General features: G+C 62.1%; 12 protein-coding genes, 2 tRNA genes and 1 pseudogene. 1 reads left to right on the forward strand and 14 read right to left on the reverse strand.

Annotated features, from left to right (window positions below; all coding sequences use genetic code 11):
- Positions 1–71: 71 nt before the first annotated feature.
- From B2S33_RS11175 to alaS, 5 genes and pseudogenes are all read right to left on the reverse strand, one after another.
- Positions 72–148: transfer RNA gene (locus B2S33_RS11175), tRNA-Arg, on the reverse strand.
- 106 nt (positions 149–254) lie between these two features.
- Positions 255–345 (reverse strand) — tRNA-Ser (locus tag B2S33_RS11180).
- A gap of 72 nt (positions 346–417) precedes the next feature.
- On the reverse strand, positions 418–606 hold the full coding sequence (gene csrA / locus B2S33_RS11185) for a carbon storage regulator CsrA (RefSeq protein ID WP_023533771.1): 189 nt from the start codon (positions 604–606) through the stop codon (positions 418–420).
- A gap of 167 nt (positions 607–773) precedes the next feature.
- On the reverse strand, positions 774–2,009 hold the full coding sequence (locus B2S33_RS11190; protein ID WP_023533761.1) for an aspartate kinase: 1,236 nt from the start codon (positions 2,007–2,009) through the stop codon (positions 774–776).
- A 118-nt stretch (positions 2,010–2,127) separates the two neighbouring features.
- Positions 2,128–4,739 (reverse strand): annotated as a pseudogene (gene alaS / locus B2S33_RS11195) (alanine--tRNA ligase).
- Positions 4,740–5,134: 395 nt separating this feature from the next.
- On the opposite strand from alaS, the gene B2S33_RS11200 reads away from it, so the two are divergent.
- Positions 5,135–5,968, forward strand: a complete 834-nt coding sequence (locus tag B2S33_RS11200) for a hypothetical protein (RefSeq protein WP_027915920.1) — start codon at positions 5,135–5,137, stop codon at positions 5,966–5,968.
- 3 nt (positions 5,969–5,971) lie between these two features.
- Here the strand turns inward: B2S33_RS11200 and astE are convergent, their stop codons facing one another.
- From astE to B2S33_RS11245, 9 genes are all read right to left on the reverse strand, one after another.
- Positions 5,972–6,979 (reverse strand): succinylglutamate desuccinylase, encoded by a 1,008-nt coding sequence (astE, locus tag B2S33_RS11205; RefSeq protein ID WP_027915919.1) that lies wholly within the window; start codon positions 6,977–6,979, stop codon positions 5,972–5,974.
- Between the two features lie 11 nt (positions 6,980–6,990).
- The gene (locus tag B2S33_RS11210; protein WP_110607038.1) at positions 6,991–7,278 is read right to left on the reverse strand and encodes a topoisomerase II; all 288 of its coding nucleotides are present in this window, start codon (positions 7,276–7,278) and stop codon (positions 6,991–6,993) included.
- 13 nt (positions 7,279–7,291) lie between these two features.
- Complete coding sequence (gene astB, locus B2S33_RS11215) at positions 7,292–8,641, reverse strand: N-succinylarginine dihydrolase (protein ID WP_027915918.1); 1,350 nt, start codon at positions 8,639–8,641, stop codon at positions 7,292–7,294.
- 20 nt (positions 8,642–8,661) lie between these two features.
- Positions 8,662–10,125: a succinylglutamate-semialdehyde dehydrogenase gene (gene astD, locus B2S33_RS11220; RefSeq protein ID WP_027915917.1), complete on the reverse strand. Its 1,464-nt coding sequence runs from the start codon at positions 10,123–10,125 to the stop codon at positions 8,662–8,664.
- Entirely contained in the window at positions 10,126–11,154 is a 1,029-nt protein-coding gene (gene astA / locus B2S33_RS11225) for an arginine N-succinyltransferase (RefSeq protein ID WP_023533743.1), read from the reverse strand.
- 69 nt (positions 11,155–11,223) lie between these two features.
- Complete coding sequence (gene aruF, locus B2S33_RS11230) at positions 11,224–12,243, reverse strand: arginine/ornithine succinyltransferase subunit alpha (protein WP_027915916.1); 1,020 nt, start codon at positions 12,241–12,243, stop codon at positions 11,224–11,226.
- A 129-nt stretch (positions 12,244–12,372) separates the two neighbouring features.
- Positions 12,373–13,593 carry an aspartate aminotransferase family protein gene (locus tag B2S33_RS11235; RefSeq protein WP_028688027.1) on the reverse strand — a complete coding sequence of 407 codons (1,221 nt, stop codon included), beginning with the start codon at positions 13,591–13,593 and terminating at the stop codon, positions 12,373–12,375.
- A gap of 238 nt (positions 13,594–13,831) precedes the next feature.
- Positions 13,832–14,812, reverse strand: a complete 981-nt coding sequence (gene argR, locus B2S33_RS11240; RefSeq protein WP_288650291.1) for a transcriptional regulator ArgR — start codon at positions 14,810–14,812, stop codon at positions 13,832–13,834.
- Between the two features lie 98 nt (positions 14,813–14,910).
- Positions 14,911–15,675 (reverse strand): ABC transporter ATP-binding protein, encoded by a 765-nt coding sequence (locus B2S33_RS11245; RefSeq protein ID WP_027915914.1) that lies wholly within the window; start codon positions 15,673–15,675, stop codon positions 14,911–14,913.
- Position 15,676 lies beyond the last annotated feature (1 nt).

Below are 15,676 nucleotides of genomic sequence, written 5' to 3' on the forward strand. Positions count from 1 at the left end.
CGTTTGGTAGTTTTAGACCAGGTTACCACTGGTTTCTTGAAACAGCCTTGATAACAAAGCCACTTCAAAAGTGGCGGACTCAGCAGGATTCGAACCTGCGACCGCTCGGTTCGTAGCCGAGTACTCTATCCAGCTGAGCTATGAGTCCGTGTCTTGCCGCGCATTATAGGTTGCTGAAACATTTTTGCAAGAACTTTTTCGTTTAAAATCAACTACTTAGCGTTCTTACAACTTACAGCAACCTAAGCGAATAATGGCGGTGAAGGGGGGATTCGAACCCCCGATACCCTTATGAGGTATACTCCCTTAGCAGGGGAGCGCCTTCGGCCACTCGGCCACCTCACCGCAACACGAGGCGAATATTAAACAGGTTCTTCCTCGTCTGCAACCCTTTTTTTGAAAAAAACTTCAAAAGAATTAAAGGCTTGGCTCCTCGTCCTTCTCGTTCTTGATCCGCAGGTAGATTTCCTCGCGGTGAACAGCCACTTCTTTTGGCGCGCTGACGCCGATACGTACCTGGTTGCCTTTGACGCCGAGCACCGTCACGGTGATCTCGCCATCGCCAATGATCAGGCTCTCCGCACAGCGACGAGTCAGAATCAACATAGCTTTCTCCTTACGCAAAACATTCAGGGGTAACAGTCTTTTGGGGTTTCAGCCCAGTCGTGGACGCCGACACGGGCTGTAATGCTTAATACACAGGCCTGGACGGAGCCTGCGCAACGAGCAGAAACGCGAAGGGCGCGGCAAGCCGCGCCCTCCCAGGCAGGGCCTTACTCGCTCTGTCGAGCCGGGGCGTCGAGCTCGAAGGCGGTGTGCAGGGCGCGCACCGCCAGTTCCAGGTACTTCTCCTCGATCACGACCGATACCTTGATCTCAGAGGTGGAGATCATCTGGATGTTGATGCTCTCTTTGGCCAGCGCTTCGAACATGCGGCTTGCAACGCCGGCGTGCGAACGCATGCCCACACCGACGATGGAAACCTTGGCGATCTTGGTATCACCGATCACTTCGCGGGCACCGATCTCGCGCGCGGTGTTCTGCAGCACGCTCTGGGCCTTCTCGTATTCGTTGTGCTGTACGGTGAAGGTGAAATCGGTGGTGTTATCGTGCGCCACGTTCTGCACGATCATGTCCACCTCGATGTTCGATGCACTGATCGGGCCGAGAATCTTGAACGCCACGCCCGGATTGTCCGGTACGCCGCGGATGGTCAGCTTGGCTTCATCACGGTTGAAGGCGATACCGGAAATGATCGGCTGTTCCATGGATTCCTCTTCATCGATGGTAATGAGGGTACCCGGACCCTCCTTGAAGCTGTGCAGCACGCGCAGCGGGACGTTGTACTTGCCGGCGAATTCCACCGAGCGGATCTGCAGCACCTTGGAACCGAGGCTGGCCATTTCCAGCATCTCTTCGAAGGTGATCTTCTCCAGGCGTCGTGCCAGCGGCACGACGCGAGGGTCAGTGGTATAGACGCCATCGACATCGGTGTAGATCTGGCATTCCTGCGCCTTGAGCGCAGCGGCCAGGGCAACACCCGTAGTGTCGGAGCCACCTCGGCCAAGGGTGGTGATATTGCCGTGCTCATCCACACCCTGAAAGCCCGCCACCACTACCACGCGCCCGGCCTTGAGGTCAGCGCGGATTTTCTGGTCATCAATTTGCAGGATGCGCGCCTTGTTGTGCGCACTGTCGGTCAGGATGCGCACCTGGTTGCCGGTGTACGACACGGCAGGTACACCGCGCTTGGTCAATGCCATGGCCAACAGCGCGATGGTGACCTGCTCGCCCGTGGACACGATCACATCCAGTTCGCGCGGAACCGGATGCTCGCTGATCTGCTTGGCCAGGTCGATCAGTCTGTTGGTTTCGCCGCTCATGGCAGACAGCACGACCACCAGGTCGTCGCCTGCCTCACGGTGCTTCTTGACCTTGTCGGCTACCTGCTCGATCCGCTCGATGGAACCGACAGAGGTGCCGCCAAATTTCTGTACGATCAACGCCATTTCAATGGTGCCTCAGCCCATACAGGGCCCCAAAAAACAATCCAACCTGAAGGGCAGGAAAACTCACCCCAGCAGGGCCATGAACGCCAATCGCGCTCAAGCCACCCTGCCCTTCATCTCAAAGTCCCTGCTCTGCGAACGGCACGGCCAGCGCCAGGGCCTGATCCAGGGCCGCGACGTCGACGCCGCCCCCCTGCGCCATGTCCGGACGCCCGCCGCCCTTGCCACCCACTGCCGCAGCGGCTTGCTTCATCAGATCGCCAGCCTTGAGTTGGCTGGAGAGGTCTTTGGTCACGCCGGCCACCAGCACGACCTTGCCCTCATGCTCGCTGCCCAGCAGGATCACTGCATGGCCGAGCTTGTTCTTAAGCTGATCGACCAGGGCGAGCAAGGCCTTGCCATCCTGCCCGTCTACACGGGCGGCAAGCACCTTGGCACCCTTGACCGCCACAGCCGCGTTGGAGAGATCATCCCCGGCGGCACTGGCGGCCTTGGCCTGCAGCTGCTCGAGCTGCTTCTCCAGCTGGCGGTTGCGCTCGAGCACAGCCGACAGCTTGTCGATCAGGTTGTCGCGGTTACCTTTGACCAGTTGCGCAGCTTCCTTGACCTGCTCCTCGGCAGCGTTCAAATATGCCAGCGCAGCGGCACCGGTCACGGCCTCGATACGACGCACGCCCGACGCCACGCCGCCTTCACTGATGATCTTGAAGACGCTGATGTCGCCTGTGCGCTTGGCATGAATGCCCCCGCACAGCTCCACCGAAAAGTCGCCACCCATGGTCAGCACGCGCACCGTATCGCCGTATTTCTCGCCGAACAGGGCCATGGCACCCTTGGCTTTGGCCGTCTCGATGTCGGTCAACTCGGTTTGCACAGGCGTGTTGCGGCGCACTTCGCGGTTGACGATGTCTTCCAGCGCCTTCAGTTGCTCAGGCTTCACCGCTTCGAAGTGGCTGAAGTCGAAGCGCAGGCGTTGGCTGTCCACCAGCGAGCCTTTCTGCTGCACATGCTCGCCCAGCACCTGGCGCAAGGCTTCATGCAGCAGGTGGGTCGCCGAGTGATTCAGGGCGGTGGCGTGCTGCACGTCGGCATCGACCTTGGTCTGTACCGGAGAGCCTACGACCAGCGCACCGGTGGCGACCACACCGTGATGCAGGAAGGCGCCACCGGTCTTGGTGGTGTCCCGCACGTCAAAGCGCGCCGAACCTGCCTGGATGTAACCGGAGTCGCCCACCTGGCCACCGGACTCGGCGTAGAACGGGGTGCGATCGAGCACGATCACACCTTCCTGGCCCTCGCCCAGTTGGTCCACAGGCTGGCCATCGTGGTACAGCGCGATGATCCTGGCCGAGGCTTCGGTGGCCTCATAACCCAGGAACTCGGTCGCACTGTCGACCTTGACCAGGCTGTTGTAGTCCATGCCGAACGCGCTGGCAGAGCGTGCACGTTCGCGCTGGGCTTCCATTTCACGCTCGAAACCGGCCTCGTCGATGGTGAGCTCGCGCTCACGGGCGATGTCGGCAGTGAGGTCCATGGGGAAGCCGTAGGTGTCATAGAGCTTGAACACCACATCGCCCGGCACCACGCTGCCCTGCAACTGGGCCAAGTCCTGCTCGAGGATCCGCAGACCCTGCTCAAGTGTCTTGGCGAACTGTTCTTCTTCGGCCTTGAGCACACGTTCGATGTGCGTCTGCTGGCTACCCAGCTCAGGGAACGCTTCACCCATCTCGGCGACCAGCGCGGCGACGATCTGGTAGAAGAAGCTGCCCTTGGCGCCCAGCTTGTTGCCGTGACGGCAAGCACGACGAATGATGCGGCGCAGCACATAGCCACGGCCTTCGTTCGAAGGCAACACGCCGTCGGCAATCAGGAAGCCGCAGGAGCGGATGTGGTCGGCCACCACTTTCAGCGAGGCCTGCCCCTCGTTGGTGCAACCGATGGCCGTGGCCGCCGCTGACAGCAGGTTCTGGAACAGGTCGATCTCGTAGTTCGAATGCACGTGCTGCAGCACGGCGCTGATGCGCTCCAGGCCCATGCCGGTATCGACCGACGGCGCCGGCAGCGGGTGCAGCACGCCGTCGGCGGTACGGTTGAACTGCATGAACACGTTGTTCCAGATCTCGATGTAACGGTCGCCGTCTTCTTCGGGCGACCCGGGCGGGCCACCCCAGATGTCTGCGCCGTGGTCATAGAAGATCTCGGTGCACGGCCCGCATGGGCCTGTGTCGCCCATGGTCCAGAAGTTGTCCGACGCGTAGGGTGCGCCCTTGTTGTCGCCGATGCGGACCATGCGCTCAGCCGGCACGCCCACTTCCTTGGTCCAGATATCGTAGGCTTCGTCGTCGGTGGCATAGACCGTGACCCAGAGCTTGTCCTTGGGCAGGTTCAGCCACTTCTCCGACGTCAGAAAGGTCCAGGCGAAGGTGATGGCGTCGCGCTTGAAATAATCACCGAAGCTGAAGTTGCCCAGCATTTCGAAGAAGGTATGGTGACGTGCGGTGTAACCGNNTTGTGCTTGCCACCGGCGCGCACGCACTTCTGGCTGCTGACAGCACGGGTATAGGCGCGCTTCTCCGCTCCGAGGAAACAGTCCTTGAACTGGTTCATGCCGGCATTGGTGAACAACAGGGTCGGGTCGTTGTTCGGAATCAGCGAACTGGACGCGACTCGGGTATGCCCCTGTTCTTCGAAGAAGCGAAGGAAGGCTTCACGGATTTCTGCGCTTTTCATAGGATCTTCCACGGAAACGGCGGCCCATCAGGGCAAAGCGTCGACGAAACGACGGCAAAGGGCCGCATTATATCGGGCCTGCAGGCTTGGTGCAGTGAGTTTGTGCTATTGAAATGGCCGAATCGGCTATTGGCAGCGTCAAACGCATCAATCATTCATCACGCCTGATGCTAAATCCCCGGCTTCCCAACTGGCAACTCCTGAAACCGTTGCCTGCAACCGGTATCCCCGACAGGCGGCCTGAGCCCCGGGAATCAGCGTCCTGGCAGAATTAGCCACGCACCCCTGCGCATCACCGGCTCATTGAATACAGCGTCGGCCAAGCCTAAATAACTACCGCACCCAGCAAACCCGGCAGCCTTAGCGTGAATGCTCTTGAACAGGAGATCATGCCCATGACTGCAGTAACCCAAACCGTCAATATCGACGGCGGCGACAATAGTGAGCGCTTGAGCTTCGGGGAACTGGACGAAGCGTTAGCCTACGACACTACAGACGGCGAAGAACGTCTGGGGTCTCGCGTCTATTTTGATTACGAGCTGTACAAACTCTATTCGGCTGGCCAGCTCAACATCCAACGAAGGGTGATCGAGGCATTCGACGACAACGTGAAGGTAGGCACCGTCGATGAAGTCCAGGTCTGGCTCGATACGGTGAACGTTAGCCTGAATCAGGAATGCGGCCTGGATCTGGAAATAGACGGCGTGCCGCTGAGACTGAACAGGTCCACACCCGATCAGCGTGTGCATCTGCTGTTCAGTGGCCAGGAGATTCCAGCGGGGCTGGCCGATAACGCCGACGGCACACTGCGCGTGGATGCCAATGCCAGCGCTGATGCGCGGTTCGAAACCACTGCCATCGACCACCTGTTCATCTACGGCACACCGCAATTCCAGAACCGGGTGTATGAGCAGCTCGCACTGCTGTCGGGTTACCCAGAGTTGAAGAGGGCATTGGATGCTGCCCGTCAGGGCTATGCCGATGTGCCCGACATCGTGCTCATGCAATGCCATGCAGGCCCGGCGCAGCAGGGACCAGGCTTCGACCTGAGCCGCGTCATCCCAGCCAGATACGCCCATTTGCTACCCGGTGCCTACACCGCTGTACTGTACGACCCTTACCAAGCCAAGGGCCTGGACGGCCTGACTGCACTTGCCAGGCTGCTGCAGGACGCATACGAAGCCTTGACCCCAAGCGTACTGGTACCGGCTCTGGATATCGACATCTAGGGCTCAGGCCAGGTTTTCACCGTCATCAGGTACCACGATGATGCCCGCCCTGAGGCCATTGCGAACCTTGGGGTTGGGGAAGATGATCCGTGCGCCCTCCTCTTCGATCACCCAGCGCACGCCGGCAAGGTCATCGGCCAGCAGGTAGCCCTTGTTCAGCGGGGAGAAATTCTGGATGTCTGCTGGCAGGTGCAAGCGGAAACCATCGCTGTGCTTGATGACCTCACGCGCCACGCTGAACAACTGCAACCCCTCAAGCGACACGTCGTCATCGGGCTCGGTGGCTTGAAGGATGCGCACTAGCCGGGCTTCGAGCTTGTCGAGATTCACCGCGTCGTTCTGGCCAAAGGGGCGGGCCTTGCCCAGCTCAAGGGTAAAGGCCTCGGCGTCGAGCTGCTCGTAGGTAAACGCACTGAACGTGATTGAAGGCTTGCACTGCAGCAGTACCGCCTCCATGCCCGCTGCTGCCAGGCGGGCCAGTTCGCGCCGGGAATGCGCACGTCCTTGCTTGAAGGGATACAGCGCGAACTGCTCGATCCTGGAGCCTCGAATGGCCGTGTGCAGGTCGTAGTGCAGGCGACTACGCCCAGGCTTGCTGAAGAAGACCCGTGCGAACTGTTCGAGCTCCGCAGCGCGCAACGCCTCCGGCCCGCTGGACTGCTCGTGGCGGCCATTGAACAGGCGGTTGATGTCCTGTTCGATGAACCGCTCACCCTTGATGATGGCCGCCGGGTTGCCGAACAGGAACAGCACGCGCGCCCTGGGCACGATATCCCCGCGCGCAACGCCATGCAGCAAACGTTCGAGCAACTCGATCGGGGCCGTCTCGTTGCCGTGGATACCTGCAGACAGCAACAGGTCCAGGCCGCAGTCGTCAGCGGCGCTGGGGCTCACTTCAAGGGCACCCTGCCCCAGCCAGCGAAGGCGCACGCCCCTGGACGTCACTTGGGTCTTCTCGGCCGGTTCATGGCCGGTGAGGGTCAGCTCAAGCAGTTTGCCAAGGGCGAGCATGGCGGGCGTCCTCAGTGATGGTGGCCGCAGTCCGGGCCGTGAACGTGGTCGTCTTCGCCCACGTCGGCCGGCTCCATTTCCAGTTGCAGGCTGACCAGGTTGGTCGCCAGGGGGCGCAGCAGCAGGTTGGCATACTCGGCATCGCCCTCCTCCACATCCACCCCGATCAGCAGTTGGCCACGGCCGTCCTGCTGGATCCATACTTCCTTGCCTTGCCACATCACGGCAAAGCGCGTGCACGAAGTTTCCAGCTGAGTGCCGTCTTCATCTTCCAGGATCAGGCGCAGGGCGTCGGTCATTGCAATTCTCTCTTCAAGGTTGGCGTTGGAACGGGTATACCGAGCCCAACTTGAGTATCTGGGTCAATTCGTCCAGTGCCGTACGGCACTCCTGCAACAACAGAGGATCGGCCAGGTCAGCGTCGACCAGACGGTCGCGGTAGTGCCGATCGACCCACTGCAGCAGTGTCTCGTACAACGGGGCGCTCATGATAACGCCTTGGTTCACCGCCGCCAGTTCCGTTTCGTTCAAGGCCACGCGAAGGCGCAGGCAAGCCGGCCCGCCGCCGTTTTGCATGCTCTGCTTGAGGTCGAACACCTGCACCTCCCGCACCGCCGTGCCCAGGCGGGTAAGCTGCTGCAGATACGCCCAGACCCGCTCATTGTTGCGGCACTCTTCCGGCACCACCAGCAGCATCGACCCATCGTCGCGGCTGAGCAACTGGCTATTGAACAGGTAGGAGCGCACGGCATCTTCTACCGATACGGTGGCACGCGGCACGCAAATGGCCTGCAACTCACCGCCCTTGGCGGCCAGCTTGATGCGAAGCTCGGTGAGCACGGCCTCGGTGTCGAGAAACGCATCCTCATGGTAGAACAGCACCTCCCCATTACCGACCGCGATCACATCGTTGTGAAACACACCTTGATCGATCACAGCGGGGTTCTGCTGAGCATAGACCACCGCGTCGGCGCTGAGCCCGTGCAGGCGGGCCACGGCCTGGGACGCCTCGAGGGTCTGGCGGGCTGGGTACTTCTGCGGAGCGGGGTAACGGTTGTCGAAGGCACTGCGGCCATAGACGAAAAATTCGACCCCAGCCTGCCCATAATCGTGGCAGAACCGCGTGTGGTTCGCGGCGCCCTCATCGCCGAATTGGGCGACGCCCGGCAAGGCGGGATGGTGGCTGAAATGCGCCTCGTCCCTGAACATCGCTGCCAGCACGCGGCTGGTGGTGGGGTGCTCGATACTGCGATGGTATTTGCAGTTGAGGTTGGCGGCAGTGAAGTGCACCCGACCATCGGCCGTGTCGGCGCTGGGGCTGACTGTCGCGGCGTTGGCCACCCACATGCTCGACGCTGAGCAACTGGCCACCAGCAACGGCATGGCCTCCCGTGCGGCGCGCTGGATCACCTGGGCATCGGTGCCGGCGAAGCCAAGCTGGCGCAGTGCGGCCACATCGGGGCGCTCCTGAGGCGCCAGCACCCCTTGCTGGAAGCCAAGGTCGGCCAGCGCCTTCATCTTCGCCAGCCCCTGGCGCGCCGCTTCGCGCGGGTTGGACCCCTGGTGGCTGTTACTTTGAGAGGCCACGTTGCCGTAGGACAGGCCACCGTAGTTGTGGGTGGGCCCCACCAGGCCGTCAAAATTCACTTCGTATGCTTTCATCGGCAAGGCTCCGACCATCGTTATAGTGTGACGCCCGGCGCCAGGGTTGCCGGCAAGGTCAGGCCGGTGGCCTCCAGCGACGCGACGGGGTAGGCGCAGTAGTCGGCTGCGTAGTAGGCGCTTGCCCGGTGATTGCCACTGGCGCCCACCCCACCGAACGGCGCGCTGCTGGCAGCGCCGGTAAGCTGGCGGTTCCAGTTGACGATGCCTGCGCGGCTGTGGAGCCAGAAATGCTCGTAGCGAGCCTGGGAGTCGCTGAGCAACCCGGCAGCCAGGCCATAGCGGGTGTTGTTGGCTTCGGCAATGGCCGCCTCGAAATCGGGGTAGCGCAGCACCTGCAACAGCGGCCCGAAAAACTCCTCGTCCTTGCGCGGTGCCACGTCCGTGACATCGACGATACCCGGGGTCAGCAAGGCGGCGTCATGCTGCGGCTGCGTCATCTCCAGCAAGCTGACGCCGCCCCCGGCGATCAGCTCGGCCTGGGCGGCCAGCAGCGCGTGCGCCGCCTGCAGGGAAATCACCGAGCCCATGAATGGGGCTGGTTGCTGATCGAAAGCGCCCACGGCCAGGGTGCGGCTCACCTGAACCAGCCGCGCCAGCAACTGATCGCCCCATGGGCCCTGCGGCACCAGCAGTCGGCGCGCGCAGGTGCAGCGCTGGCCGGCCGAAATGAACGCCGACTGAACGATGGTGTAGACCGCAGCGTCGAGGTCCTGGACCTCGTCCACCACCAGCGCATTGTTCCCGCCCATCTCCAGGGCCAGAATCTTGTCGGGGCGGCCGGCGAACTGCTGGTGCAGCAGATGGCCAGTACCACTGGAGCCCGTGAAGAACAAGCCATCGATGCCAGGGTCGGCGGCCAAGGCCACACCCGTGTCACGCCCCCCTTGCACCAGGTTCAACACCCCGGTAGGCAGGCCGGCGGCAATCCAGCAATTGACGGTCAGCTCGGCCACCTTGGGCGTCAGCTCACTGGGCTTGAACACTACGCAGTTGCCAGCCAGCAGCGCCGGGACGATATGCCCGTTCGGCAAATGACCGGGGAAGTTGTAAGGTCCGAATACCGCCACCACGCCATGTGGCTTGTGCCGCAGCACTGCAGTGGCGTCAGCCAGTGGGCCGCTCTTCTCGCCGGTGCGTTCACGGTAGCTCTGCACCGAGATCGCCACCTTGTTGATCATGCTGGTGACTTCGGTAGCCGATTCCCACAAGGGCTTGCCGGTTTCCTCACCAATGCAATAGGCCAGCGCGTCGGCATGCTGTTTTAGCTGCGCGGCAAACTGTTCCAGCACCTCGATGCGCCCCTGCAGGCTCATGTGCGCCCAGGCGGGGAACGCCTGGCGCGCGGCCTGTACGGCAGTCCGCACCTGGCCTGCATCAGCCCCTTGACCTTGCCAGACGGTCGCCTGGCTCACCGGGTTGAGCGATGCCAGGTGCTCGCCGCGCCCTGCTACCCAGTTACCGCCGATGTAATGCGTGGTCATTTACTGGCCCTCCCGGGCGGCCGACAGGGGCACGGCCCGCACGTTGTCGCCTGCACCCATGCGCAGGCGCTTGGCCGTCAGCGGGTCGACCACCAAGGTGCCCGCCGCCAGCCGAGCCGGGGCAGCCGTGATCCGGCAGTCGTCGCGCTTACGGTTGTGGATGATGAAGGGCGTGGCATCCTCACCAGGCGTACCGATGGCCAGTACCAGTGTCTGGCTGTCGCGTACCGCGCGGATGCGGGCCGTGTCGCATTCGATGGCAGGCCCTGCGTCGAAAATGTCCACGTACCCCTGATAGGTGAAGCCTTCCTGCTTGAGCATGGCCAATGCTGGCTCGGTGTCGGCATGCACCCGGCCGATCACGCTGCGCGCCGCTTCGGACAGGAAGCAGGTGTAAAGCGGGAACCTGGGCATCAGCTCGGCGATGAATGACTTGTTGCCCACACCCGTCAGGTAGTCGGCCTGGCTGAACTCCATCTTGAAGAAGTGGCGGCCCAGGCTCTCCCAGAACGGCGAGCGCCCCTGGGCATCGGACATGCCACGCATCTCCGCCATGATCTTCTGACCGAACAGCTCGGGAAACTCGGCGATGAACAACATGCGCGCCCGGGACAACAGCCGACCATTGAGCCCTGAGCGGTAGTCATGGCGCAGGAACAGCGAGCACAGCTCGGAATTGCCGGTCAGGTCGTTGGCCAGGAACAGCGTGGGTATCTCGCGGTAGATCTTCAATTCCTGGGACGCACTGACGGTGAGCCCGACGCGGTAGTTGTACCAAGGCTCGCGCAAGCCTACGGCGCCAGCGATTGCACTGATGCCCACGACCAGCCCTTCGTCGTTTTCCAGCACGAAGAGGTAGTCGGTATCACCGCGCTCGGCTTCACCGCGAAAGCTCTTTTCCGCCCAACCTACGCGATGCTCCAGGCGTTCCTCGTTGGCAGGCAGCGTGGTCAGCCCCGTGGTGCCGGTGCTGCGTGCCAATTCGATCAACGCAGGCAGGTCGCTGCTGCGTACAGGACGAACGATCATGCTATCTCCTTGTGCGGCGGCATCAACCGGCGCGAAACTCTGCTAATCCTGCAAGATGGCGGTCGGCGCTCAGGCCGCGACCAGCCGCACACTGGCACCCTCGCCCACGCCCAGGGCGTCGGCCACCTCCTGGCTCAGGCTGACGGGCTTGCCAGGTACCCAGTCCAATTCCACCAGCACGGCACGGTAATCTTGCAGCTGGCCATTGCAGACCAGGTACGGCCGCGTGCCGCGGGCCGCCACCGGCTCGACTTTCACGGGCGCCACGCGGCTTTGTGCAATCGAACGAATACCGGAGGTACGGGCATGCAGGGTCGGGCCGCCATCGAAGATGTCGATGTAGTGCTCGGTTTCGAAGCCTTCGCGCATGAGGATGTCGAAGGTGATCTGCGCCCGCGGGTGCACCTGGCCCATGGCTTCCTGCGCAGCGTCAGGCAGCAACGGCACGTAGATAGGGTAATGGGGCATCAGTTCAGCCAGGAACGTGCGGCTTTTGAGGCCGCACAGGCGCTCGGCATCGGCGTAGCTCAAGTCGAAGAAGTTGCGCCCGATGGCGTCCCAGAAAGGCGACTCGCCCTGCTCGTCGCTGAAGCCTACGATTTCCGTCACAACCGACTCGGCGAACCGCTCGGGGTGCGATGCCATGAACAACAGGCGACCCCGGGAATTGAGTTCGGCCCACCCACTGCCCACAAGCTCGGGCAGCACGTAGAAGCTGGTCAGCAAACTGTTGCCGGTCAAATCGTGACACAGCGACAGGACGTGAATCTTGTTGTGGATCTTCAGTTCCCGCGAGGCGTGAACGAAGGTTTCGTTACGAAAACTGTAGAAAGGCTCGGAATAGCCTGCCGAGGCAACGATGGCCGAGCAGCCAGCCAGCTTGCCGGTCTCACTGTCTTCGAGTACGAAGAAGTAGCGTTCCTCGCCGTTGAAGCTCACCTCGGCGGCGAAGGAAGTTTCGGAGGCGGCGATCTTGTCGCCCAGCCGAGCGCTGTCGTCCGGCAACGAGGTGACACCAATGGGGCTGTCCGCAGCCATTCGCTGCACTTCGTTCAGATCAGCCATTTGCGCCGGGCGCATCACCAGCATGGTGTCACTCCTTGGAAAACGCGCTGCCAATGGCGGCGCGTGAAAAAGGCAGGCGCCAGGCGCCTGCGTTGGAATCCGGGCTCACCGGCCGGTGTTGCAACCGGCGCGGCGCCAACCCTGCGAGCCGGCTCAGCCTTGGGTCAAGGTGACCACGGCACGTTCGAAGCGCTGCAGGCCTTCGTCGATGTCGGCATCTTCGACAACCAGGCTAGGGGCAAAACGCACCACGTCAGGCCCTGCCTGCAACACCATGACGCCTTCTTTCTCGGCGGCATTGAGCACGTCCTTGGCCTTGCCCTGCCAGGCCTCGGAAAGCACACAACCGATCAGCAGGCCCACGCCGCGGACATGACTGAACAGCCCATTGTCACGACCGATCTGCTCCAGACGGGCTTTGAATCGCTCGTGCTTGGCCTTGATGCCCGCCAGGGTCTGCGGGGTGTTGATCACATCCAGCACGGCGCAGGCCACGGCGCAGCCCAGCGGGTTGCCCCCGTAAGTCGTACCGTGGGTGCCGACAGCCAGGTGCTTGGCCAGGTCATTGGTAGTGAGCATGGCGCCAATCGGGAAGCCGCCGCCCAGGCTCTTGGCGCTGGTCAGGATGTCGGGCGTCACGCCGTAGTGCTGGTAGGCGTACAGCGACCCGGTACGACCGACACCGGTCTGTACTTCATCGAATATCAGCAAGGCATTGTGCTGGTCGCACAAGGCGCGCGCGCCTTCCAGATAGGCCTTGTCAGCCGGGACCACACCGCTTTCACCCTGGATCGGCTCGATCACGACAGCGCAGGTCTTGTCGGAAATCTGCGCTTTCAACGCTTCCAGGTCGTTGTAGGGCACGTGGCTGATCCCGGTGATTTTGGGCCCGAAACCATCGGAATATTTTGGCTGACCACCCACGCTCACGGTAAACAACGTGCGGCCGTGGAAGCTGTTGAGCGTTGCGATGATCTCGTGCTTTTCAGGGCCGAAGCGATCATGGGCTACGCGGCGGGCCAACTTGAACGCCGCCTCGTTGGATTCGGCGCCGGAATTGCAGAAGAACGCGCGATCGGCAAACGTGGCCTCTACCAGTTTGTGAGCCAGGCGCAGGGCCGGCTCGTTGGTGAAGACGTTGGATACATGCCACAGGGTATTGGCCTGATCGGTCAGTGCCTTGACCAAGGCCGGATGGCAATGACCCAGTGCATTGACGGCGATGCCACCGGCAAAGTCGATCAATTCGCGGCCAGTCTGGTCCCAGACACGGGAGCCCTCGCCTCGCACAGGAATGAAGGCCGCCGGGGAATAGTTGGGGACCATGACCTGATCGAAATCGGCACGTAGCACCGGGGCTTGCTCAACGGACATCTGAGTCTCCTGAAGAGGATCGCTGACCTGAAAGTGGCGAGCGATGGGGGGATTGTAAGGAACGAAGACCGCGTGGCCTTGCGGCCAAGCGACAACTTGTTACAGCGCAAAACCGGCATTCGGGCGGGCTTTCGGCAATGCGACAAACACTGTCGCAATCGCGCAGTGTACGGCAGAGAAGAAGCTGGGTGAACGGGTGTTCACCTAGTTGTGCAGCCCGGCCGCGCTGACACGTCGACTAGCCTTTTTCAGCCGGCGCGGAGCTCAGTTCGAACGGGCTGCTGTTGCGTCGCTGATTGCGGTCTTCACGGGGCGTGGCGCCAAAGAAGTTGCGGTAGGCGCTAGAGAAATGCGGGCCGGAGGAGAAGCCGCACGACAGGCCTATCTGGATGATGGACTTGCTGGTCTGCATCAGCATCTGCCGTGCCTTGTTCAGGCGCAGCTCCAGGTAATACTGGCTCGGCACCCGGCTCAGGTACTGTTTGAAGATGCGCTCGAGCTGTCGCCGTGACACGCAGACATGCTGGGCAATTTCATCGGTGGTCAGCGGCTCCTCGATGTTGGCTTCCATCAACAGCACCGCCTGAGTGAGCTTGGGGTGGCTCGAGCCCAGCCGGTTCTGCAGCGGAATGCGCTGGCGCTCACCGCCCTCGCGAATACGCTCGACCACCAGTTCCTCGGACACCGCGCCTGCCAGCTCAGCGCCATGGTCCCGGGCCAGCACTGCCAGTAACAGGTCGGTTACCGCCATGCCGCCGCAGGCCGTCAGGCGATCGCGGTCCCAATCGAACAGGTGGCTGGTGGCGATGACCTTGGGGAACCGTTCGGCAAAATCGTCCTGCCAGCGCCAATGCACGGCCGCGCGATAGCCATCGAGCAGGCCGAGCATGGCCAGTGGATAGACCCCGGCAGACAACCCGCCAATCATGCAGCCGCTTCGGGCCAATTGCTTGAGCGCTGTCGACAGGCCAGCCCCGATGTTGCCCGGCGCTTCATCGGCCATCAGAAACAGCTTGTGGCACCCTTCCAGGCGCCCGCTCCAGGGCTCGCCCGGCATGCGCCAGCTGCCTTCGACCGGGGCTTCGGCCTGCAGGAACAGTGTTTCGTACACCACATCGGGATGGACCCGCTGCGCCACCTGCAAGACTTCTTCGGCCAGCGCCAGGGTCAGTGGCCGGGTGCTGGGCCAGATGAGAAAACCGATTCGCTGGGTGGTCATAGGGTAAGGTCCGAAACCTGAGATCGTTCGATTCGATGCGCCGGGTCAGGCTGCGCGTGACACGCAGCATGCCCTATCGTGGTGCAAAAAAGCAGCTTTTACTTCAGGCTGCCGGACAGGAACTGCTTCAGGCGTTCCGAACGCGGGTTGGCCAGCACCTCGCGTGGGCAGCCGGTCTCCTCGACCAGGCCCTTGTGCAGGAACACCAACTGGTTCGACACCTCGCGGGCAAAGCCCATTTCGTGGGTTACCACCACCATGGTCCGGCCTTCCTGGGCCAATGCCTGCATCACCTTGAGCACATCGCCGACCAGCTCAGGGTCCAGGGCCGAGGTCGGTTCGTCGAACAGCATGACCTCAGGTTCAACGGCCAGCGCCCGTGCAATGGCCACCCGCTGCTGTTCGCCACCGGACATGTGGCCTGGGAAGGCATCCTTGCGGTGGGCGACCCCGACCTTCTCAAGGTAGTGCTCGGCCTTCTCAAGCGCCTCCTTGCGGCTGACCCCCAGCACGTGCACCGGCGCCTCGATGATGTTCTCCAGCGCCGTCATGTGCGACCACAGGTTGAAATGCTGGAACACCATCGCCAGGCGCGAGCGCATGCGTTGCAGCTGGCGCGCATCGGCTGCCTTGAGTGCGCCATCCTTGCCGGGGGTCAGTTTCAGCTCTTCGTTATTGAGCAGTATCTTGCCCGCATGGGGCTGCTCCAGCAGATTGATGCAGCGCAGGAAGGTGGACTTGCCCGAGCCACTGGAGCCGATGATGCTGATGACATCGCCTGCCTTGGCCGCCAGAGAAACACCCTTGAGGACCTCGTGGCTGCCGTAGCGCTTGTGCAGGTCTTGGACTTGGAGTTTGTACATG

This window comes from Pseudomonas sp. UBA5568 (assembly GCF_002425525.1).
Taxonomy (GTDB): Bacteria; Pseudomonadota; Gammaproteobacteria; order Pseudomonadales; family Pseudomonadaceae; genus Aquipseudomonas; species Aquipseudomonas fulva.